The organism is Sphingomonas panni, assembly GCF_022664435.1.
GTDB lineage: Bacteria > Pseudomonadota > Alphaproteobacteria > Sphingomonadales > Sphingomonadaceae > Sphingomonas > Sphingomonas panni.
The window spans coordinates 36,330-57,966 of sequence record NZ_JAKREU010000011.1; the positions used below are offsets into that span (position 1 = coordinate 36,330).

Annotated in this window: 22 protein-coding genes; 10 read left to right on the forward strand and 12 right to left on the reverse strand. The window is 66.3% G+C overall.

Annotation, left to right across the window (positions count from 1 at the left end; genetic code table 11):
- Positions 1 to 128: 128 nt before the first annotated feature.
- The 4 genes from MF609_RS17280 to MF609_RS17295 all read right to left on the reverse strand — a co-directional run bounded on the left by MF609_RS17280 (position 129) and on the right by MF609_RS17295 (position 4,264).
- The gene (locus tag MF609_RS17280) at positions 129 to 425 is read right to left on the reverse strand and encodes a DUF2849 domain-containing protein (protein WP_242417391.1); all 297 of its coding nucleotides are present in this window, start codon (positions 423 to 425) and stop codon (positions 129 to 131) included.
- Positions 422 to 1,210 carry a uroporphyrinogen-III C-methyltransferase gene (gene cobA, locus MF609_RS17285; RefSeq protein WP_242417392.1) on the reverse strand — a complete coding sequence of 263 codons (789 nt, stop codon included), beginning with the start codon at positions 1,208 to 1,210 and terminating at the stop codon, positions 422 to 424. Before cobA ends, MF609_RS17280 begins: the two co-directional genes overlap by 4 nt.
- 85 nt (positions 1,211 to 1,295) lie before the next feature.
- Positions 1,296 to 2,705, reverse strand: a complete 1,410-nt coding sequence (gene astD / locus MF609_RS17290) for a succinylglutamate-semialdehyde dehydrogenase (protein ID WP_242417393.1) — start codon at positions 2,703 to 2,705, stop codon at positions 1,296 to 1,298.
- 83 nt (positions 2,706 to 2,788) lie between these two features.
- Positions 2,789 to 4,264, reverse strand: coding sequence for a protein adenylyltransferase SelO family protein (locus tag MF609_RS17295; RefSeq protein WP_242417394.1), 1,476 nt, complete (start codon positions 4,262 to 4,264; stop codon positions 2,789 to 2,791).
- A gap of 18 nt (positions 4,265 to 4,282) precedes the next feature.
- On the opposite strand from MF609_RS17295, the gene MF609_RS17300 reads away from it, so the two are divergent.
- From MF609_RS17300 to MF609_RS17310, 3 genes are all read left to right on the forward strand, one after another.
- Entirely contained in the window at positions 4,283 to 5,161 is an 879-nt protein-coding gene (locus MF609_RS17300; RefSeq protein ID WP_242417395.1) for an alpha/beta fold hydrolase, read from the forward strand.
- Positions 5,158 to 6,294 carry a glycosyltransferase gene (locus tag MF609_RS17305; RefSeq protein WP_242417396.1) on the forward strand — a complete coding sequence of 379 codons (1,137 nt, stop codon included), beginning with the start codon at positions 5,158 to 5,160 and terminating at the stop codon, positions 6,292 to 6,294. Before MF609_RS17300 ends, MF609_RS17305 begins: the two co-directional genes overlap by 4 nt.
- 153 nt (positions 6,295 to 6,447) lie before the next feature.
- Positions 6,448 to 7,851: an NAD(P)H-dependent flavin oxidoreductase gene (locus MF609_RS17310; protein ID WP_242417465.1), complete on the forward strand. Its 1,404-nt coding sequence runs from the start codon at positions 6,448 to 6,450 to the stop codon at positions 7,849 to 7,851.
- A 73-nt stretch (positions 7,852 to 7,924) separates the two neighbouring features.
- On the opposite strand, the gene MF609_RS17315 is transcribed toward MF609_RS17310, so the two are convergent.
- On the reverse strand, positions 7,925 to 8,119 hold the full coding sequence (locus MF609_RS17315) for a hypothetical protein (RefSeq protein ID WP_242417397.1): 195 nt from the start codon (positions 8,117 to 8,119) through the stop codon (positions 7,925 to 7,927).
- Between the two features lie 130 nt (positions 8,120 to 8,249).
- Between MF609_RS17315 and MF609_RS17320 the strand changes: the two genes are divergently transcribed.
- Positions 8,250 to 8,930, forward strand: a complete 681-nt coding sequence (locus tag MF609_RS17320) for a glutamine amidotransferase-related protein (RefSeq protein WP_242417398.1) — start codon at positions 8,250 to 8,252, stop codon at positions 8,928 to 8,930.
- Positions 8,931 to 9,412: 482 nt separating this feature from the next.
- Here the strand turns inward: MF609_RS17320 and MF609_RS17325 are convergent, their stop codons facing one another.
- On the reverse strand, positions 9,413 to 10,414 hold the full coding sequence (locus MF609_RS17325; protein WP_242417399.1) for a 2-hydroxyacid dehydrogenase: 1,002 nt from the start codon (positions 10,412 to 10,414) through the stop codon (positions 9,413 to 9,415).
- 98 nt (positions 10,415 to 10,512) lie between these two features.
- On the opposite strand from MF609_RS17325, the gene MF609_RS17330 reads away from it, so the two are divergent.
- From MF609_RS17330 to MF609_RS17345, 4 genes are all read left to right on the forward strand, one after another.
- The gene (locus tag MF609_RS17330; protein ID WP_242417400.1) at positions 10,513 to 10,992 is read left to right on the forward strand and encodes an SH3 domain-containing protein; all 480 of its coding nucleotides are present in this window, start codon (positions 10,513 to 10,515) and stop codon (positions 10,990 to 10,992) included.
- Positions 10,993 to 11,192: 200 nt separating this feature from the next.
- Entirely contained in the window at positions 11,193 to 13,442 is a 2,250-nt protein-coding gene (locus tag MF609_RS17335; protein WP_419723116.1) for a S9 family peptidase, read from the forward strand.
- 101 nt (positions 13,443 to 13,543) lie between these two features.
- On the forward strand, positions 13,544 to 14,569 hold the full coding sequence (locus MF609_RS17340) for an aspartate-semialdehyde dehydrogenase (RefSeq protein ID WP_242417401.1): 1,026 nt from the start codon (positions 13,544 to 13,546) through the stop codon (positions 14,567 to 14,569).
- Positions 14,570 to 14,723: 154 nt separating this feature from the next.
- Complete coding sequence (locus MF609_RS17345; RefSeq protein ID WP_242417402.1) at positions 14,724 to 15,419, forward strand: methyl-accepting chemotaxis protein; 696 nt, start codon at positions 14,724 to 14,726, stop codon at positions 15,417 to 15,419.
- Positions 15,420 to 15,423: 4 nt separating this feature from the next.
- Here the strand turns inward: MF609_RS17345 and MF609_RS17350 are convergent, their stop codons facing one another.
- Complete coding sequence (locus tag MF609_RS17350; protein WP_242417403.1) at positions 15,424 to 16,068, reverse strand: DUF6198 family protein; 645 nt, start codon at positions 16,066 to 16,068, stop codon at positions 15,424 to 15,426.
- A 145-nt stretch (positions 16,069 to 16,213) separates the two neighbouring features.
- Between MF609_RS17350 and MF609_RS17355 the strand changes: the two genes are divergently transcribed.
- Positions 16,214 to 16,972, forward strand: a complete 759-nt coding sequence (locus tag MF609_RS17355) for an alpha/beta fold hydrolase (protein WP_419723117.1) — start codon at positions 16,214 to 16,216, stop codon at positions 16,970 to 16,972.
- 134 nt (positions 16,973 to 17,106) lie between these two features.
- Here MF609_RS17355 and MF609_RS17360 read toward each other — a convergent pair whose 3' ends face one another.
- Complete coding sequence (locus tag MF609_RS17360) at positions 17,107 to 17,772, reverse strand: glutathione S-transferase family protein (protein ID WP_242417468.1); 666 nt, start codon at positions 17,770 to 17,772, stop codon at positions 17,107 to 17,109.
- A 79-nt stretch (positions 17,773 to 17,851) separates the two neighbouring features.
- Between MF609_RS17360 and MF609_RS17365 the strand changes: the two genes are divergently transcribed.
- On the forward strand, positions 17,852 to 18,469 hold the full coding sequence (locus MF609_RS17365; protein ID WP_242417404.1) for an exopolysaccharide biosynthesis protein: 618 nt from the start codon (positions 17,852 to 17,854) through the stop codon (positions 18,467 to 18,469).
- A 201-nt stretch (positions 18,470 to 18,670) separates the two neighbouring features.
- Here MF609_RS17365 and yihA read toward each other — a convergent pair whose 3' ends face one another.
- The 4 genes from yihA to rnpA are packed head-to-tail and all read right to left on the reverse strand — an operon-like array spanning position 18,671 to position 21,633.
- Positions 18,671 to 19,339 (reverse strand): ribosome biogenesis GTP-binding protein YihA/YsxC, encoded by a 669-nt coding sequence (yihA, locus tag MF609_RS17370; protein WP_242417405.1) that lies wholly within the window; start codon positions 19,337 to 19,339, stop codon positions 18,671 to 18,673.
- On the reverse strand, positions 19,336 to 21,033 hold the full coding sequence (gene yidC, locus MF609_RS17375; protein WP_242417406.1) for a membrane protein insertase YidC: 1,698 nt from the start codon (positions 21,031 to 21,033) through the stop codon (positions 19,336 to 19,338). The genes yihA and yidC overlap by 4 nt, the downstream gene beginning before the upstream one ends.
- A gap of 22 nt (positions 21,034 to 21,055) precedes the next feature.
- Positions 21,056 to 21,268 carry a membrane protein insertion efficiency factor YidD gene (gene yidD / locus MF609_RS17380; RefSeq protein WP_055818097.1) on the reverse strand — a complete coding sequence of 71 codons (213 nt, stop codon included), beginning with the start codon at positions 21,266 to 21,268 and terminating at the stop codon, positions 21,056 to 21,058.
- Positions 21,269 to 21,297: 29 nt separating this feature from the next.
- Entirely contained in the window at positions 21,298 to 21,633 is a 336-nt protein-coding gene (gene rnpA / locus MF609_RS17385; RefSeq protein ID WP_277991323.1) for a ribonuclease P protein component, read from the reverse strand.
- Positions 21,634 to 21,637 lie beyond the last annotated feature (4 nt).

A 21,637-nucleotide genomic window follows, 5' to 3' on the forward strand; every position in this document is an offset into this window, starting at 1 on the left:
CGCCACGCGGGGAGGGGGACCGGCCGAAGGCTGGTGGAGGGGGAGTGCCGCGCAACGCAACCGTGGTGGAGCCGGGCAGCCCCCTCCACCATGCTGCGCATGGTCCCCCTCCCCGTGCCGGGGAGGATCTATATCACCCATGCCCCTGCATCGGGGTCGGCGGGTTTCAGCGTCAGGTCGGACCGCACCGTGGGGCCGAGCGCGCGGATACGGTCCTTGATATGTGCGGGGCGGGGGCCATCGGGCGTCGCAACCGCGTCGATCACATAGGGCACGTTGACCCGCCGTGCGGCTTCCTCGATCAGCGCGATGCGTTCGCCATCCTCGCCGACATCGGCGGCGTCCTCGACATGGCGCGACCAGTCGCTGCCGGTCCACCAGGTCACGTCGCCGCTGGCGAGGTCGTTTCCGGTCAGCAATTTCATGCCAATGCCTCCGCTGCCTTCGCCCAAGAACCAAGCTTGTCCTCGGCATCGGCCAGTTGCACGACTTCGCCGACGACAATCACCGCGGGGCTTTTCACATCCTCGCGCGCGACCATCGGGCCGAGATCGGCGAGCAGGGTGCGCAGCGCGCGGGCGTCGGCATAGGTGCCGCGCTCCAGCACCGCGACGGGCATGTCGGGCGCGACGCCATCGGCCATCAGCTTGTCGGCAATGGCTTCGGCGGTGGCGACACCCATGTAGATCACCAGCGTACGGCCCTGTCCGGCAAGGCCTGACCAGTCCTGTTCGCTCAACCCCTTGCATTGGCCGGCGACGAAGCTGACCGCCGACGACCAGTCGCGGTGCGTCAGCGGCAGCATCGCGCCCGCGGCACAGCCCAGTGCGGCGGAAACGCCGGGAATGACCTCGACCGGCAGGCCGGCGGCACGCACCGCCTCGACCTCTTCGCCGCCGCGACCGAAGATGAACGGGTCGCCGCCCTTCAGCCGCACGACGATCGCACCGGTCTTCACATGGGCCACGATCAGCGCGTTGATCGATTCCTGCGGCAGGGTGTGGCGCGCCCGCTGCTTGGCGACGGAGATGCGCTGCGCGCCGGCGGGGGCGAGGTCGAGGACGCGCGGATCGATCAGCCCGTCATGGACGACGACATCGGCGCTCTTCAGCGCCTCGACGGCGCGAACGGTCAGCAGCCCCGGATCGCCCGGACCTGCGCCGACAAGGATGACGCGCCCGCGCGCGTTCGGATCGAGTAAGCTAGCCATGCCGGCGTAGATGCGACCGCGCCCCCGTTCAGGCAACCGACGCTTGCTTGGGGGCGGGGTAGGGATTGTTTAGCGGATGCGCGACCTATTCGTTCCGCAGCCCGATGCCGATCGACGCGCGGGCCTGTTCCGCTTCGGCCGACACCACTGGATAGGCGCAGTAATCGGCGGCGTAATAGGCGGACGGGCGGTGGTTGCCCGACAGGCCGATCCCGCCGAACGGCGCGCCGGACGAAGCGCCGTTGGTCGGGCGGTTCCAGTTGACGATGCCGGCCCGGATATTGGCCCAGAACCGGTCGTAGAGCTGGGGATCGTGCGAGATGAGCGATGCCGACAGGCCGTAGCGGGTGTTGTTCGCCTCTGCGATGGCATCGTCGAAACTGTCGACACGGAACACCTGCAACAACGGGCCGAACAGTTCGATATCAGCCCGTTCGCTGGTGTCCGACATGTCGATGATACCGGGGGTCAGGAACGGTCGCCCCTCGACGAGCCGCTGCATGAAACGCAGCGGGCGACCGCCCCGTGCCGACAGCGACAGAAAGCTCTCGGTCAGCTGGTCTGCAGCTTCGTTGTCGATCACCGGGCCCATGAATGGGGCCGGATCGGCATGGGGTTCGCCGATGATGAGCCGTTCGGTCAACCGGTTGATTTCCGCCAGCAGCGGTTCCGCAAGGCGTCGCTCGACGATCAGCCGCCGCGCGGCGGTGCAGCGCTGTCCGGCGGAGGTGAAGGCCGACTGCACCACCAGCACGGCGGCGGCATAAAGGTCGGGCGTGTTCCACACGATGATCGGATTGTTGCCGCCCATCTCCAGCGCGAGAATCTTCTCGGGCGTCTCGGCGAACTGGCGGTTGAGCGCGATGCCGGTGCGCGACGATCCGGTGAACAGCAGGCCGTCGATATCGGGATGCGCGGACAGCGCGCGCCCTTCGTCCGGGCCGCCGATCAGCAGGCGGACGCAATCCTCCGGCACGCCGCTCGCCCGGTAACAGTCGACGAGGAAATCGCCGCTGGCCGGCGTCTTTTCGGACGGCTTGAACACCACTGCGTTCCCGGCGATCAGTGCCGGGACGATATGGCCATTGGGCAGGTGCGCCGGGAAGTTGTACGGCCCGAGCACCGCCAGCACGCCATGCGGCTTGTGCCGAAGCGCGGTTCGCGCGTTCATCGGCGACTCCAGCCGCCGCTGGCTGCTGCGTTCGGCATAGGCGCTGATCGAGATGTCGACCTTGCTGACGACGGTTTCGACTTCGGTCCGCGCTTCCCAGAGCGGCTTGCCAGTCTCACGGGCGATGACGTCGGCAAAGGGTTCGGAACGACTGCGCACGACGTTGGCAAAGCGCCGTAGTGCCTCGACACGATAGGCGAGCGGTCGCGACGCCCATCCCGCCCATCCGGCACGGGCGGCGGCGACTTCGGTATCGACATTGCCGATCGTCCCGCGCCACAGCGTCGCGCCGGTCGCGGGTTCGGTCGAAACGAGTTCGGGCATCTTCTGGTCGTCCGGTTCCTGATTTGCCGCATCCTTGAACCAGAATGCGGCACGACGCCAGTTTGCGGACGATATGGTTGATATCAGGTAAGTGCGTCGCCCATCCGGCGGATCGCGGCAACTTTTGCATCGAACGGCGACCAGTCGTCGGCCTCGGCGATACGGGACCATATCGCCTCCACTTCGTCGATCAGCATCGAACAGGGGGCCGGATCGCTCCAATAGCCATGGGTCCGCCCGGTGCGGGGGCGATAGTCGGACAGGCGGGCGCGGACCTCCTCGAACGCCGACCATTGCTGGCCCTCGGGCAGCCAGCCGCCGAATGCCTGATGATAGAAGCTGTCGAGCGGCATCTGCGACTGCGCCAGTGCCCGCGTAACGGCATCGGCGAGCGCGCGATCCTCCGCGTCGCCGCGCGGGGTCACGCCTAGCCGCCACAGCACCGCCTCCGCCGCCGCCCGTGCGTAGCGTTCGGGATAGGTTTCGAGGATCGCGATCAGCTGTGGCGCATCGACCACGGTGCGCAGCGCGACCGCCAGTTGCATCGCGTTCCAGTGCATCGCATCGGGCTGCCGGCCATAGGCGTAGAGGCCGTGATGGTCGAAATAGGCAGCGGTGAACCCCGCGTCCCAGGTCGGCGCGAACCGCCAGGGGCCGTAGTCGAAGCTTTCGCCGGTCAGGTTGATGTTGTCGGTATTGAGGACGCCGTGGACGAACCCGGCCGCCATGAACCGTGCGGCGAGCGTGGCGATGCGCCCGACCGCTTCGTCGAACAGTTCGATCGCCGGTTCGCTGCCCGGCGTGCGATGGTAGAGGGGGGTCAGGACATAGTCGACCAGCCGGCGCATCGCGTCCGCATCGCGTTCATAGGCGAGCCGCTGGAACGTGCCGATGCGGACATGGCTGTGGTTCAGCCGAACCAGCACCGCCGACCGGGTGGGCGAGGGTTCGTCGCCGCGCGTCAACGCCTCGCCCGTCTCGATCAGTGAGAAACTGCGTGAGGTCGGGACGTTCAGCGCCTCCAGCATCTCGGTAGCCAGCACCTCGCGCACGCCGCCCTTCAACGTCAGGCGCCCGTCGCCGAAACGGCTGTAGGGCGTCTGGCCCGATCCCTTGGTGCCGAGGTCGAGCAGGCGGTCGCGATGATCGGTCGCCTGCGCGAACAAAAACCCGCGCCCGTCGCCGATGTCGGGGTTGTACGCCTGGAACTGGTGGCCGTGATAGCGCAGCGCGAGGGGGGCGGGGAGGCTGCCGGGGAGGGGGGTGAAGCGGCCGAAATGGTCGATCCATTGGGGATCGGACAGGGCCAGCGTATCCTCGCGAGGGCGGGGATCTGGGGTTTCGATCGCTGTATGTGATTCTGCCTGACTCTGGACCCCCGCCTGCGCGGGGGTACGGTCATGGGGCACGATCCCGATCTCCGCTGCCGCCCGGTCGTTCCGGAACCGCAGCACATGCTGGGGAAACGTCGCCGCGGGTACGGCGTCGTAGAAGGCGCCTCCCAAATTGAGAATATCGGTACGGGGGCGATAGCGAGCGGGTTGCGGGTTTTCGGCCATGCGGCGATATGGGGTGCGATGGCGCTTTTGGACAAGCAACGCTTCACCGATGGCTATTGGTGGTCGAACGACGGCCTCCGACTGCATTATCGCGACTATGGCGGACGAGACGACCGTCCGGCGATCCTGTGTCTCCACGGCTTGACCCGCAACGCCCGCGACTGGGAGGATGTCGCCGACCGATTGGCGGGCGAGTGGCGGCTGATCGTGCCGGAAATGCGCGGGCGCGGGGAGAGCGGCTATGCGCGCGATCCGATGACCTATGTGCCCTTGGTCTATCTGCAGGATGTCGAGGCGCTGCTGAACCAGCTGGAGCTGCCCCGTGTCGTCGCGTTCGGGACGTCGCTGGGCGGTATCCTGACCATGTTGCTGGCGGCGACCGACCGCGATCGGATCGCTGCCGCGCTGCTCAACGATGTCGGGCCGGAACTGGACCCGGCAGGGCTGGGGCGGATTCGCGGCTATGTCGGCAAACAGGTCAGCCACCCGACCTGGATGCATGCGGCGCGGGCGCTGGCGGAGGGGAATGGCGATGCCTATCCCGCCTATGCGGTGCAGGACTGGCTGCACATGGCCAAGCGGCTGCACCGGCTGAACTCGGCGGGACGGATCATCCTCGATTACGACATGAAGATCGCCGAGCCGTTCCGGGTGCCGGGCAACGAGGCGGGGCCGGACATGTGGCGGGCATATGAGGCGCTTGCCGGAAAGCCGGTCGCGATCCTGCGCGGCGGCCTGTCCGACATTCTGCCCGCGCAGGTGGCCGAGGCGATGGTCGAGCGGGTCGCGGGAGCGGAACTGACGACGGTCGCCGATGTCGGCCATGCGCCGATCCTGACCGAACCGGCGTCCGCCGCGGCGATCGACCGGCTGCTGGCGCGGGTGGCTGCTGCGTGAGCGCGCCGGTCCGCATCCTGCACCTGCATTCGTCGTTCGCCTATGGCGGCAAGGAAGCGCGCGCGATCCGGCTGATGCACGCTTGGGGCGACCGCGCGGTCCACACCATCGTATCGGGCGTGCCGGAGCGGACCGAGGCGCGCGCCGCCATCGCCGATTACATATGGTACGAGATCGCGCAGAACCCGCCGCCGCTGACCGGCAAGCCGTCGGTCGCACGCTATGAGGCGATCGCGAAATATATGCGCCGGTTCGATCTGGTGCTTACCTATAATTGGGGCGCGATCGACGGGGTGATGGCGAAGCGCGTGTTCGCCAACGGCACGCCGCCGGTGGTCCATCACGAGGACGGCTTCAACGAGGACGAGGCGACCCGGCTGAACCCCGTGCGCAACCTGTATCGCCGCTTCGCACTCGGCGCGGCGGAGGCGCTGGTGGTGCCGTCGCAGCGGTTGATGCAGGTGGCGCGCGGGCCGTGGAAGCAGCCTGAGCATCGCCTGCACCTGATCGGCAACGGCATTCCGGTCGAACGCTATGCCGAACCGGTCGCGGCGGATGCCATACCGGGGCTGAAGCGCAAGCCGGGTGAGATTGTGATCGGCACGGTCGCGGGTCTGCGCGAGGTGAAGGACCTGCCGCTGCTGGTCCGCGCGGTCGGCGGGATTGCCGTCAAGGTGCGGCTGGTCATCGTCGGCGAAGGGCCGGAGCGGCAGGCGATCCTCGACGCGGCCGAGGCGATGGGTATCGACGACCGGGTCGTGCTGCCCGGCTTTCTGCCCGAACCCTATCGCTACATGGGCCTGTTCGACATCTTCGCGCTGTCGTCGCGCAGCGAGCAGCAGCCGATTTCAGTGATGGAGGCGATGGCGACCGGCCTGCCGGTGGTCGCCCCGCCGGTCGGCGACATCATGGCGATGGTGGCGGACGAGAACCGCCCGTACATGGGCATCGACCGGCACGAGGTGCATCTGCGTGACCGCCTGCAGACGCTGGCGGTGGACGCCAACGCCCGGCGGTGGGTCGGCGAGGCGAACCAGGCCAAGGCGCGTGCCGAGTTCGATGAGGCGAAGATGATCGCGGCGTACAAGGCGCTGTACGAGCGCGCGATCGGCCGGCCGGGGGCGTTGGGATAGGAGCGGCTGGAGTAGATGGACGCCGCACGAAACCGCACGCGCTGTTGCTACCCACGCAATTTGCTCGCGTTCGGGCGCGGCTGGCAGTAATGACGGCCGGATGCGGTGGCGCGGTGCGCCTGTCCGGCTGCGAAGTTCCCGTTGGAGGTCATGTTGTTCAAAGGTCTGTCGCCCATCGTCTATAACGGCCGCGAAGTCTGGCCGCTGATCGAAGGGGGCAAGGGCGTTGCCGCAACCAACCACGCCTCGGCCGGAGCCTGGGCGGCGGCGGGCGGCATCGGCACCGTGTCGGCGGTCAATGCCGACAGCTATGATGCCGAAGGCAAGATCATCCCGCAGGTCTACAAGGCGCTGACCCGCCGCGAACGTCACGAAGAACTGATCGACTATGCGATCGAGGGCGCGGTGCAGCAGGTGCGGCGCGCATGGGAGATTGCCGGCGGCAAGGGCGCGATCAACATCAACGTGCTGTGGGAAATGGGCGGTGCCCAGCGCATCCTGCATGGCGTGCTGGAGCGGACCCGTGGTCTGGTGTCGGGCGTCACCTGCGGCGCGGGGATGCCGTACAAGCTGTCGGAGATCACCGCCTCCTACGGCGTCAGCTATCTGCCGATCGTGTCGTCGGGACGCGCCTTCCGCGCGCTGTGGAAGCGTGCCTATTCGAAGGCGGCGGAATGGCTCGCGGCGGTCGTGTACGAGGACCCGTGGCTGGCGGGCGGGCATAACGGGCTGTCCAATGCCGAGGACCCGCTGATCCCGCAGGACCCCTATCCCCGCGTTCGCGACCTGCGCGCGACGATGCGCGAGGGCGGGATTTCGGACGATGTGCCGATCGTGATGGCCGGCGGCGTATGGTATCTGCGCGACTGGAACGACTGGATCGACAATCCAGAGCTCGGCAAGATCGCGTTCCAGTTCGGTACCCGTCCGCTGCTGACCCAGGAAAGCCCGATCCCCGAGGAGTGGAAGGCCAAGCTGATGGAGATCGAGGAGGGCGAGGTGCTGCTGCACCGGTTCAGCCCGACCGGTTTCTATTCATCGGCCGTCCGCAACCCGTTCCTGCGCAATCTGGAAGCGCGGTCGGAACGGCAGATCGCCTTTTCGACACAGGAAGCGGGCGACCATGTCTTCCAGCTGGACGTCGGCGTGAAGGGGAAGAATTTCTGGGTGACGCAGGGCGACCTGCTGCGCGCGCGTGAATGGTTCGGCGCCGGCTTTACCGATGCCCTCAAGACCCCGGACAATACGTTGGTGTTCGTGACGCCTGAGGAAAAGGGCATCATCCGCAAGGATCAGGCGGACTGCATGGGCTGCCTGTCGCAGTGCAGCTTTTCCAGCTGGGCCGATAGCGAGACGAACTCGACCGGGCGGCTGGCCGATCCGCGCAGCTTCTGCATCCAGAAGACGTTGCAGGACATAGCCCATGGCGGGCCGACCGACCAGAATTTGATGTTCGCGGGGCATGCCGCGTACAACTTCAAGCGCGACCCCTTCTATTCGAACGGGTTCGTGCCGAACGTGAAGCAGCTGGTCGATCGCATCCTGACTGGGGATTGATCGGCGATCCCTGCCGGTATGACGCGAAGGTAACGGGCCGGGGTAGCATAGGCGCTGCCCCGGCCTTTCCGTATCAGTCGTCGGCGACGGTGCCGACCACCGCGCCGCCGACGCCGCCCACTGCCGCGCCCTTTTCGACGCTGCCGCCGGTCGCCGCCGCGATACCCGCGCCGCCCGCTGCACCGATGGCACCGCCGCGCAGGGTCGAACAGGCGGCGAGCGAGCTGCTGGCGGCGAGGGCGAGGGCGATGGTTGCGAGCTTCTTCATGGGGTTACTCCTGTTTTACGCTACGGCAGGGGCAATGAATTTCGGTCGCCCGGAGTTCCCAAAGCAGCGCCACTGCAACACAAAGAAACATTGCAGGTGCCATTCAGCTTGTCCGCGATAGACTGTCCGCATGAAGTCCGCGCTGATCGTCCGCCACGTCCCCTATGAAGGCTGCGCCGGGTATCGCGCGCCGGTCGAGGCGGCGGGATATGTCATCGACCGGATCGACGTGACCGACCCGGCCTTCGCCAATGCCGACCTGACCCGGCCCGACCTGTTGATCGTGATGGGCGGGCCGATGGGGGTGTACGACGTCGCCGACCATCCATGGATTCCGGGCGAGATCGCCGCGCTGTCCCGCCGGCTGGACGCGGATCGGCCGACGCTGGGCATCTGTCTGGGCGCGCAGATGGTCGCGGCGGCGCTTGGATCGGCGGTGTATAAGGGCACCGGATGCGAGATCGGGTTCGGACCGGTCGACCTGACGCCGGGTGTCGACTCGCCGCTGGCGCATGTGGCGGGGGTGCCGGTGCTGCACTGGCATGGCGACACATTCGACCTGCCCGAGGGCACCGAACTGCTGGCCACCACATCGCGCTATCGGCAGGGCTTCCGGCGGGGCAGGAACCTGCTGGCGCTGCAATTCCATGCCGAGATGGGCGAGGATGCGCGGTTCGAGGCGTGGCTGGATTATCTCGATTGCCCCCGGCATCGGGATACGTTGACCGAGGAATATCGCACGCTTGGCCCGGCAGCAGTGCGCGCGGGGCAGGCGATGATCGGTGAATGGCTAAGTGGCTTGGATAGCTGAGGTTTTCGGCCAAAGTTCACTAAGTTCACACTCGTGCGCTGTTTGCGTGGCGTTTGGAGCGGTGATGTCAAAGAGCCGGGTCCTGGCGGAAACCGTCGGCGATTCTGGCAGTCATGGACTGTGTAGGAAAGTCCGCAACGACGCGTTTTGATCGATCAGCAGGGCTTGGCCTTTTCCGTACGCGCGAGCGAGTGGATTGCGTAGAAGTCCCGCCTGCCCGTTTGCTGCAACAGGCGGCCTTCAACGTGGCCGAGCTTCAATAACCGTCGATGCCTATTGATCGCTCGTGCGATCTGTCGTGCGCGATTGTCCGGAAGATCATGAGGGATCTGAACGTGATATCGTGCCAATCCAAATCGCAGATACATTGCTGCCTTGGGCTGTACGGCCAAGCCTGCCCGCTTGCAGAAGGTAAGGCGCAACCAGAGGCTATCCTTGCGACCAGTCAGGGCAAGTAGCGGCTTGCTCGATGACACCTTCGCCTACCGCAACCCGTCCAGCACCTGATCCGGTGGCCGATGGCCGTCGGCCCAGACGCGGATGTTGGTGATGACTTTTTCCCCCATCGCGACGCGCCCCTCCAGCGTGGCCGATCCCATATGCGGGGTCATCACGACGTTCGGCAGCGCGAGCAGCCGGGGGTCGATGGCGGGTTCGTGCGCCCAGACGTCGAGGCCGGCACCCGCCAGGCGGCCGCGTTCGAGCGCGTCGACCAATGCTTCTTCGTCGACGATGCCGCCGCGCGACGCGTTGATGAGATAGACGTGGCGGCGCATCCGGTCGATGCGGCGGGCGTCGATCAGGTTTTCGCTGTCGGCGTTGCGGGGCGTGTGAATCGTCAGCAGGTCGATGACGCCCAGCATTTCGTCGAGGTCGTCGTGCCACGTCGCGCCGAGTTCGGCTTCGACCGCTTCGGGCAGTCGGTGGCGGTTGTGATAATGGATCGACAGGCCGAAGGCGCGGGCGCGGCGGGCGACGGCTTGGCCGATGCGCCCCATGCCGACGATTCCCAGCGCCTTGCCGCCGATGCGGTGGCCGAGCATCCCGCTGGGGCTCCACCCCTTCCATTCGCCCGAGCGGACCAGCTTTTCCCCCTCGGCCAGCCGGCGGGGCACGGCGAGGATGAGCGCCATCACCATGTCGGCGGTGTCTTCGGTCAGGACGCCCGGCGTATTGGTGACGATGATGCGGCGGGCGTGCGCGGCCTTCAGGTCGATATGGTTCACCCCCGCGCCGTAATTGGCGATCAGGCGAAGCCGGTCGGGCGCAGCGGTGATCAGGTCGGCATCGATCACGTCGGTGACGGCGGGAACCAACACGTCGCAATCCGCCATCGCGGCGGCCAGTTCGTCGCGGGAAAAGGCATGGTCGTCGGGGCTGAACACCGTGTCGAACAGCGTCGCCATCCGCCCCTCGGTCGCTGCCGGCAACCGCCGCGTCGCCTGAACTCGGGGGGTACGGGGCGGGGGGGATGCTGCGGCCATATCATACGGATTGGCGAACGGGGCAGGCGGCGTCAACGGCTTGCGGCGGGGTGGTGCTTGCCGATACAGGCAAGGGACAGACATTCGGGGACAATATCATGCGCTTGGGGCGATCGATCGCGGTGGCGGCGGTGCTGACGATGGTTGCGGCAGGGGCGGCCGATGCACAGCGCCGCAAGACGCCCTATTATGCGTCGATCGCGGCGGGCGAGGCGCGGATGCGCAGCGGTCCGGGCAAGAATTACCCGACGCAATGGGTCTATCGCCGGGCCGACATGCCGATCAAGGTGCTGGACATCTATCAGGACTGGCGACGGGTCGAGGACCCCGACGGCACGCGCGGCTGGTTGCAGGTCGGGTTGCTGAGCGACCGGCGGACCGGTTTCGTCGGGCGCGAGGTGATCGAACTGCGCGCGTCGCCGCAGGCGGGCGCGGCGGTGGTGTGGCGTGCGGCGCCGGGAGTCGTCGGCCGGCTGTCGCGGTGTAACGGCGCGTGGTGCTTCTTCGACGTGAAGGGGCGTGGCGGCTATGTCGAGCAGTCACGGCTATGGGGCGTCGATCCCGGTGAGACCATGTAGGTCGGTTCGTCATTCCCGCGCAGGCGGGAATCCATAGACGCTGACGTGTCGGCAGGAAGCGCAGCGTCAGCGTCTATAGGCTCCCGCCTGCGCAGGAGCGACGATGACGACCTCAACTCAACCATTTACCTCCGCCGTCCCCCAAGCGATAACAATGGATACTACCGGTGCGAAGTGGCCGGGCGAGGATACGGGGCAATATGGTAAAATGGTTGATGGGTGCGGCGTTGCTGGCAATGGGAACGGCCGGGATGGCGAGTGAACCGGCCCAGCCGGCGGGAGCCGGTACACCGGCAAAGCCCGGCGACCTCACGCTGGAGCGGGTGTTCGCCAGCCCCGACCTGAACGGCAGCCAGCCGCAGAGCCTCAAGCTGTCGCCCGACGGCAAATACGTCACGCTGCTGCGTAATCGCGCCGACGAGCGCGAGCGGTTCGACCTGTGGGCGATGGACACGACCACCCGCGAATGGCGGATGCTGGTCGATTCGAAGAAGGTCGGCACCGGCGCCGCGCTGTCCGAAGCGGAAAAGATGCAGCGCGAGCGCGACCGGTCGCTGACCGGCAAGCGCGGCATTCTCGCCTATGACTGGGCACCCGACGGGAAATCGATCCTCGTGCCGCTGGACGGTGACCTGTATCTCGCCTCGATCGACGGCGACGTGCGTCGCCTGACCAACAGCACCAGCGGCGAGTTGAACCCGGTGGTCAGCCCCGAGGGAACCTATGTCAGCTTCGTGCGCGACCAGAACCTCGTCGCGCTGGACCTGAAGTCCGGCAAGGAGATCGCGCTCACCACCGAGGGGAAGGACACGGTCCATTTCGGCGAGGCGGAGTTCGTCGCGCAGGAAGAGATGAGCCGCCGCACCGGTTACTGGTGGTCGCCGAACGACAGGCTGGTCGCGGTCGAGCGGTTCGACGAGGCGCCGGTCGGCATCGTCACCCGTTCGGCGATCGGTGCCGAGGGGACGAGCATCTATCAGCAGCGTTATCCGAAGGCGGGGACGCCGAACGTGCTGGTCGAGCTGTACGTGATGAAGCCGGACGGGTCGGGCAAGGTGAAGGTCGACCTCGGCCCCGATCCCGACATCTATCTGGCGCGGGTCGACTGGACCCCCGATGGCAAGGCACTGCTGGTGCAGCGGCAGGACCGGGCGCAGACCAGGCTCGACATGCTCAAGGTCGACCCGGCGACGGGCCGGTCGAGCGTGCTGTTCACCGAGGAATCGGGGCCGAAAAGCTGGGTCAATCTGTCCGACGCCTATCACCTGATGAAGGACGGCAGCCTGATCTGGTGGTCGGAGCGTGACGGATACGGCCATCTGTACCGCTGGCAGGCGGGCAAGTGGACGCAGCTGACGAGCGGCAAGTGGATGGTCGCCGATCTGGCGGGCGTCGACGAGGCGAAGGGCCGCGTCTATTTCCTGGCGAACAAGGACGACGCGCTGGAGCGGCAGCTGTACCGTGTCGACCTGAACAAGCCGGGCAATGTCACGCGGATGACCGAGGCGGGCTGGTCGTACGGCGCGTCGATGGATGTCAAGGCGTCGCGGCTGATCGTCACCCGCTCCAACCCCGACCAGCCGGCGCAGACCTATCTGGCGGATACCAGCGCCAAGCGGATCGCGTGGATCAACGAGAATGCGCTGACCGGCGACCACCCCTATGCGCCCTATGTCGCCAGCCATCGTCCGACCCAGTTTGGCGAGATCAAGGCGGCCGATGGATCGGTGCTGCACTGGAACATGATTACGCCGAAGCTGGAGCCGGGGAAGCGCTATCCGGTGTTCTTCTCGCATTATGGCGGGCCGGGCAGCCAGGTCGTGCGCCGGGCATGGGGCGGGGCGCTCCGGCAGTATCTGGTCGACCAAGGATGGATCTGGTTCGAGATCGACAATCGCGGGTCGCCCGAACGCGGCAAGGCGTTCGAGAACCAGATCTATCGCGCGATGGGATCGGTCGAAGTCGAGGACCAGATCGCCGGCGCGAACTATCTGAAGACGCTTCCGTTCGTCGCGCCCGACAAGATCGCGACCTATGGCTGGTCCTATGGCGGCTATATGACGCTGAAGATGCTCGAAAAGGCACCGGGCGTGTTCGCCGCGGGCGTGTCGGGCGCGCCGGTGTCGCGTTGGGAGCTGTACGACACCCATTATACCGAACGGTACATGGGCGATCCGCGCACGGTGCCCGAAGCCTATGCGACGTCGGCGGCGGTCGCGGATGCGGCGAAGATCACCGATCCGTTGCTGCTGATCCACGGCATGGCGGATGATAACGTCGTGCTGGAACACTCCACCGCGATGATGGCGGCGATGCAGAAGTCGGCGACGCCGTTCGAGCTGATGCTCTATCCCGGACAGACCCACCGCGTCGGCGGGCCGGGGGTCAGCGAACATCTGTGGAAGACGATCCTGAACTTCCTCGACCGGCAGGTGAAGGACAAGCAGTGACGTTCCTCCGCCGCCCGGCTCACCTGCCGGGCGGCGGTGCGACTTTACAAAAGCTGCAAAAGGGCTATTCCGCGCGCAAGATTTGATCGCGGAGTAAGCAAGTGGGTTATCGGGTAGTGGTCGCTGGCGCCACCGGCAATGTCGGTCGCGAAATGCTGAACATCCTGGCGGAGCGCGAGTTTCCGATCGACGATCTGGCGGTGCTGGCGTCGTCGCGCTCGGCCGGCGACATGGCCGACTTCGGCGAGACCGGTAAGCAGTACAAGATCCAGAATATCGAGCATTTCGATCCGACCGGCTGGGACATGGCGCTGTTCGCCATCGGCAGCGAGGCGACCAAGGTCTATGCGCCGAAGTTCGCCGCCGCCGGGTGCACGGTGATCGACAATTCGTCGCTATACCGCATGGACCCCGACGTGCCGCTGATCGTGCCGGAAGTGAACCCGGAGGCGATCGACGGGTACAAGGCGCGTAACATCATCGCCAACCCCAATTGCTCCACTGCGCAGATGGTCGTGGCATTGAAGCCGCTGCACGATGCCGCGACGATCAAGCGTGTCGTCGTCGCGACCTACCAGTCGGTGTCCGGCGCGGGCAAGGCGGGGATGGACGAGCTGTTCGAGCAGAGCCGCAACATCTTCGTCGGCGACAGCGCGGACCCCAAGAAGTTCACCAAGCAGATCGCGTTCAACGTGATCCCGCACATCGACAGCTTCCTCGACGACGGGTCGACCAAGGAAGAGTGGAAGATGGTGGTCGAGACGAAGAAGATCCTCGATCCCAAGATCAAGGTGACCGCGACCTGCGTCCGCGTGCCGGTGTTCGTCGGCCATTCCGAAGCGATCAATATCGAGCTGGAAAACGAACTGTCGGCGGAAGATGCCCAGAAGATCCTGCGCGAGGCGCCCGGCATCATGCTGGTCGACAAGCGCGAGGACGGCGGATACGCGACCCCGATCGAATGCGTCGGCGACTTCGCGACCTATGTCAGCCGCGTGCGCGAAGATTCGACCGTCGAGAACGGCCTGGCGCTGTGGTGCGTCAGCGACAATCTGCGCAAGGGCGCGGCGCTGAACGCGGTCCAGATCGCCGAACTGCTCGGCCGCCGGCATCTGAAGAAGGACTGACCGGCGGACGTGCCCGTCACCCTGGGCTGGCTCCGGGGGTGACGGGCAGGCCGTTAGGCGCGCGATCGTCCATTGGGTACGACATCGTACCCTCGATCCGGCGAATTCCCTAAGTCCCTCTTAACTGTCCGTCCCGCAATATGCGCATATGGACATGCAGGGCATCCGGGATGGCGCGCTGTACGGCGGGACGTGGGAAGCGATCTGCCGGTCGCAGGCTGTCGTCGAATTCGCCATCGACGGCACGGTGCTGTGGGCGAACGAGCCGTTCCTCGGCATCATGGGATATGCCCTGACGGAGGTGCGCGGGCATCATCACCGCATCTTCTGCCGACTGCAGGACAGCGTTTCTGCGGAATATGCGCAATTCTGGCGCAAGCTGGGCGGCGGCGCGTTCGACAGCGGGCTGTATCGTCGGATCGACCGGGCGGGCCAAGATGTCTGGTTGCAGGCGAGCTACAACCCGGTCCTCGACGCCGACGGTCGCCCCTCATCGATCGTCAAGATCGCGACCGACATGACTCGACAGGTGCTGCTGGAACGCGAAGTGCAGGCCCGTTTCGACGAGGGGCAGCGGTTTCAGGCACGGCTGGAGGGGCAGGCGGAGGCGCTGCGGTCGGTCATGACGCAGCTGGCGGCGATCGTGACGACGATCGGCGACATTGCCGCACAGACCCGGCTGGTCGCGCTGAACGCCGCGATCGAGGCGGCGCGGGCGGGTGAGGCCGGCAGTGGCTTTGCCGTCGTCGCCCGCGAAGTCCGGTCGCTGGCCGAGGATATCCGCTATGCGACCGAACGCGCATCGGTGATGCTGCGCGACCATGAACAGGTCGCCGCCATCGCCGCCTGAGCGATCAATAGCCGGTATAGCGTCCCGGCCGGTGCCACGCGATCAGGATGCCGCTGATCGCCGCTGCGCTCAGCGCCGACCAGGCGACCTTCGTCGGTGCGACGACCGCGAACGACGCGGCTAGAATGAGGAGGTCGATGGCGATCTGAGTCCGCCCGGCATTCCAGCCCCGCGTGCGTTGCAGCCACAGCGTGACGACGCCGGTACCGCCGACCCCGGCATCGTGCCGCGCCAGTGCCAGAATGCCCATGCCGATCACCGTGCCGCCGGCAATGGCGGCAAAGGCGGGATGCACCTCGACGATGCGGAAGCCATAGCGTGCCACGGTCGAGAACAGCGCGATGCCGGCATTGACCGCGATGGTCCGCCACATGAAACGTGACCCCATCGCCGCCTTCGCAAACAGGAAGAAGGGGATGTTGATGAGCGTGAACAGTACGCCGGTCGGCAGCGGGACCAGATAGGATACCAGCAGCGCGACCCCGGCGATGCCGCCGGTCACCAGCCCGGCCGCGTGGAGCATCGCGAGGCCCAGCGCGATCATCACGCATCCGACGATGATCGCATAGACATCTTCGGATCGGCTGTGCGGCACGCCGCTATGGGGCAGGGCGGGGGTGATGGCGTCGGTCTCCGGTCTGGCCGGCATCCTCCCTGCATGTTCTTTTGTTGCTTCGGATACTAACTTGCTTTCGCGCGCAGGTGAAGCGGCAAAAGGGGACGGACGGGTCGACACAACGGATCGGTCCGCCCATATCCCGCGACGACAACCCGCGTTCAAGGACCCCAGGATCGTGCAGCAGCCCCCCGTCACTACCCACCGCTTCGCCAGCTTCGACGGGGTCGAGATCGCCTGGCACGAAATGGGTGAGGGGCGGCCGGTCGTGCTGATCCATGGCTATTTCAGCGACGCGGCGACCAACTGGATCAAATATGGCCATGCGGAGAAGGTCGCAGCGCTCGGCCGGCGGGTCATCATGCCCGACCTGCGCGCCCATGGCGACAGCGCCCGACCGCACGACGCGGCGGCCTATCCGCCCGATGCGCTGGCACGCGACGGCATGGCGCTGATCGAACATCTGGGGCTGGGCGACTATGATCTGGGTGGTTATTCGCTCGGCGCGAGGACGGCGGTGCGGATGGTGACGATGGGCGCGACACCGGGCAAGGTCGTGCTGAGCGGCATGGGGCTGGAAGGGTTGCTCGACACCGGGCGGCGGGCAGCGCATTTCCGCCGCATCCTGACGAACCTTGGCAGCTTCGAGCGTGGGTCGCCGGAGTGGATGGCGGAGGCGTTCCTGAAGACGACCGGCGGCGATCCGGTGGCGTTGCTCGGCATTCTCGACACGTTCGTCGATACGTCGCGCGAGGAGCTTGGCCGTATCGCGCAGCCGGTGCTGGTGCTGGCCGGCGAGGAGGATGACGATAACGGCAGTCACGTCGCGCTGGCGGAGCTGCTGCCCGATGCGCGGCTGGTCGAGACGCCGGGCAACCATATGAGCGCGGTGGTGAAGCGCGAACTGGGCGACGCGATCGCGGCGTTTCTGGCGTAGGCTCCTCCCCGGCACGGGGGGGCGGCGGCCGAAGGCTGGTGGAGGGGGCTGTCCCCGCAACGCGACCGGAGTGGATGCCGACACCCCCCTCCACCAGCTGCGCTGGTCCCCCTCCCCGCAAAGCGGGGAGAAGCTTAGGCTACCGGCTGCTCATATTGTTCCAGCACCCATTCCTCTTCCTGCGCACTGGCGATCCAGTCCTGCATCCACGGGTGCTGTAACAGCGTGATGATGTACCCCATCGCGAAACGCGGGCACGGCAGCGAATAGGTGACGATGCGCGTCGCGACCGGCGCGAACATGATGTCCGCCGCGCCGAATTCGCCGAACAGATAGTCGCCGCCCTGGCCGAAGCGGGCGCGGGCCTGCGCCCATAGCTCGTAGATGCGGGACAGGTCGGCGGCGACGTCCGCGTCGGGCTGCATCGGGTCATAGACCTGGCGGACGTTCATGCTGTGTTTGCGGCGGAGCGCCGCGAAGCCCGAATGCATTTCCGCCGCCATCGACCGGGCCATCGCCCGCGCCGCCGGATCGGCGGGCCAGAATTTGTCGCCGCCGGACTTCTCGTTCAGATATTCGACGATCGCGAGGCTATCCCACACGACGATATCGTCGCCGTCCCACAGGATCGGCACCTTGCCCGACGACGGCGCGAATTCGTCGCCCTCGCGGCGCTTGTCCCAGTCGGCGTCGTACAGCGGCACGACGACCTCTTCGAACGGCAGGCCCGACAGCTTGGCCGCCAGCCAGCCGCGCAACGACCAGGAGGAATAGGCCTTGTTCCCGATGATGAGCTTCAGCATGGGCGCGGTCGTGCCACGCACCGGCCGCCATGTCGAGCGATTGGAACCGTGGGCGGAACGATCCGTTGGCAGGCGCATGGCGGAAAACGACAAAGGCGGCGATCCGCACAGCGTGGGCGAAGTGCTCGACCGGTTGCACGAATTGGGCGAAAAGGCCGGCGACGACAAGGTGAAGCTGGGCGATACGCTGGAGGCGCTGGGCCAGCGGGCCTATGGGCCGTTCTTCATCATCTTCCCATTGATCGACATCTCCCCCGTCGGCGGGATACCGGGGCTGCCGACGGCGATGGCGGTGGTGATGATCCTGCTGGCGGTGCAACTGGTGCTGGGACGCAAGCATCTGTGGTTGCCGGGGTTCCTCGCCAGTCGCGGGCTGAAGGGCGAAAAGCTGGTCAAGGTGGCCGACAAGACGCGACCGATCGCCAGACGGATGGACAAGTGGTTTCACGGCCGGCTGCCCGCGCTGACCAAGGGGCCGATGGTCAAGGTCGCGGGGGTGGCGGTGATCCTGCTGTGTCTGACCGTCCCGCCGCTCGAACTGCTGCCCTTTGCCAGCACCGCGCCAATGGCGGCGATCATGGCGTTCGGTATCGCGCTGCTGGTGCGCGACGGGGCGTTGATGATCGTGGCGTGCGCGCTGTCGGTCGGGGCGGCGGTGCTGGGGGCGGGGCTGTTTGCGTCGAAGCAGGGCTAGGAGCAGCGCGATCGTCCGGCTGGTTGGACGCGGCGCTCCCTTTCGTCACTCCCGCGAAGGCGGGAGTCCATATACGCCGACGTCGCGTCTCGATCGAAACGCCAGTGGGTATGGATTCCCGCCTTCGCGGGAATGACGAACATATGATGGGAGGCGGCGGGCGTAGGTCGTCATTCCGGCCGTTGCCGGAATGACGGAGGATCAGCCGATCGACTCGATCACCGCCGCGCGCAGTTCGGCGATGCCCATGCCCTTTTCGCTCGACGTCGAGATGACGTCGGGATGCGCGGCGGGGCGCTTGCGGACTTCCTCGCCGACCGCCGCGTAGACGTCTTCCAGCTCCGTCGCCTTGATCTTGTCGGTCTTGGTCAGGACGATGCGATAGCTGGTCGCGGCCTTGTCCAGCATCTCGAACACCTCGCGGTCGACATCCTTGATGCCGTGGCGCGAGTCGATCAGGACGAGCGTGCGCTTCAGCACCTGCCGCCCGCGCAGATAGTCGTTCACCAGATAGCGCCACTTGCGGACCATGTCCTTGGGTGCCTTGGCGAACCCATATCCGGGCATGTCGACGAGACGCAGCCGGAGGGGCGTGCCGATGTCGAAGAAGTTCAGCTCCTGCGTCCGCCCCGGCGTGACCGAGGTGCGCGCGAGCGAGGTGCGGCCGGTCAGGGCGTTGAGCAGCGACGACTTGCCGACGTTCGAGCGTCCGGCGAACGCAATCTCCGGCACGTCCGGGTTCGGCAGGTAATCGAGCGACGGCGCGGATTTCAGGAACTGGATCGGTCCCGCGAAGATCTTGCGCGCCGCTTCGATCTGGTCGGGATCGAAGCGGTCGTCGCCGGGCGGGGGAGGCGGCAGGTCGTTCACTTGGCCGGTGCCTGCTTGAGTGCCGGATGCCGCGAGTAGAGCAGCTGCTGCTGCGCAATGGTCAGCAGGTTCGATGTGATCCAGTAGACCTGCAGGCCGACCGCGAACGGGGCCATGATGAACATCAGCACCCACGGCATCAGCCCGAAGACCTGCTTCTGCATGTCGTCCATCGGTGCCGGGTTCAGCTTGAACTGGAAATACATCGAGATGCCGAGCAGCACCGGCACGATGCCGATCGCAAGGAAATGCGGCGGGGTGAAGTCGAGATAGCCGAACAGGTTCAGGATCGTCGCCGGATCGGGCGCGGACAGATCCTTGATCCAGCCGACGAACGGCTGGTGACGCATCTCGATGGTCAGCAACAGCACCTTGTACAGCGCGTAGAAGATCGGAATCTGGATCAGCGTCGGCAGACAGCCGGCGACCGGGTTGACCTTCTCCGTCTTGTACAGCGCCATCATCTCCTGCTGGAGGCGCGGCTTGTCGTCCTTGTAGCGTTCCTGCAGTACCTTCAGCTTGGGCTGGATCGCACGCATGGCGGCCATCGAGGCGAACTGGCGCTGGGCGATCGGGAACATCAGGCCGCGGATGGTCAGCGTCAGCAGGATGATCGCGACGCCGAAATTGCCGACCATGCGGAACAGCCAGTCGAGATAGACGAAGATCGGTTCCTCGACGACGCGGAACCAGCCCCAGTCGATCGAGCGCGAGAAATAGGGCACGCCCTGTTCCTCATAGGCGTTGAGGACCTTGTTTTCCTTGGCACCAGCGAAGAAGCGGGCGCTCTGCGTCATCGCCTGCCCCGGGTTCAGCGTGGCGAGGGTGGGCGAGCGGTAATCCGCCTGATGCCGCTGGTCCGCGCCCTTCAGCGACAGGCCGTGCTGCGCGTTCTGGTCGGGGATCAGGGCGGTCATCCAGTAATGGTCGGTGAAGCCGAGCCAGCCGCCCTTTGCGCTGAAGGTCGTGGGCGTGGCGTCGATATCCTTGTAGTCGACGTCGAACTTCACGCCGTTGCCGGCTTCGTAGATCGGGCCGACCTGGATGGTCATCGTGTCCTTGTCGACCGGCGCGCCACGGCGGCTGAGCAGGCCATAGGTCGCGACCTGCACCGGCTGCGTGCCGGTGTTCACGATGCTCTGGCGCACGGTGAACATGTAGTTCGCGTCGACCGAAATCTGCATCAGGTAACGCTGGCTGCCCGCCTGCGTCGTGAGCGTGACCGGGGTTGTCGGGGTCAGCTTAGTGCCGCTGGCGGTCCACAGCGCATCGGCGGGCGGCGGCGTGATGCCGGTGCCGCTCCAGCCGAACTGCGCGAAATAGGCATCGACCGTGCCCGACGGCGACAGCAGCCGGACCGGCGGCGAATCCTTGGCGATGGTTTCCTTGTGGCGCAGCAGCACCAGGTCGTCGATCCGCCCGCCGCGCAGGTTGATCGACCCGCGCACCGCCGGCGTCTCGATCGCCACGCGCGGGGTTTCGCGCAGCACGATCGCCCGGTCGCGAATCGCGTCCGCGGTATCGGCGGCCGGGTCGGTCGCCGGATTGGCGACGGGCTTGCTCTTGCCATCCTCCAGCTTCGTCACCGGCGGATTGGCGGCCGGGAAGAAATGGTTGGCGATATACGGCCAGCCGAACAGCACCAGCGCAGCCAGTACCGCGAACAGCAGGAAATTCTTCTGGTCGTTCTTCACGTAGAATCCTTACGGCGCAGACTCAGGGCACCGGATCGTGGCCGTGCCCGCCCCATGGGTGACAGCGCGCGATCCGTTTGGCGGCCAGCCACGCCCCCTTGATCGCGCCATAGCGGGCAAGGGCAGTGATTGCATAGGCCGAACAGGAGGGTTGATAGCGACACGACGGCGGCAGGATCAGCGAGGGACCCAATTGCCATGCACGGGCGACCAGCATCAGCGCACGGGCGGCGATACCCGGACGAACGGGGCCGCCGGTGTCGGTCACCGGCGAACCTTGCGCAATGCCTTGGAAAGGTCGGCTTTCAGCTCGTCGAACGGGCGTTCGATACCGCTCGCCCGGCCGATCAGGACATGATCGGCGCCGGATATACCCTGTTCGGGCAGCAGCTCCGCGGCAAGCGCGCGAAAACGCCGCTTCATCCGGTTGCGGACGACGGCGTTTCCGACCTTCTTCGATACGGTAATGCCGATTCGCATCGCCTGGGGCGGCGTATCGGCCAGTTCGTCCGGCTTGCGGTTTCTCACCAGCAGGACGAAGCCGGGCATGGGGGCCCGGCGTCCGCCATTCGCCGCCAGATAATCCCGGCGGCGAAGCATTTTG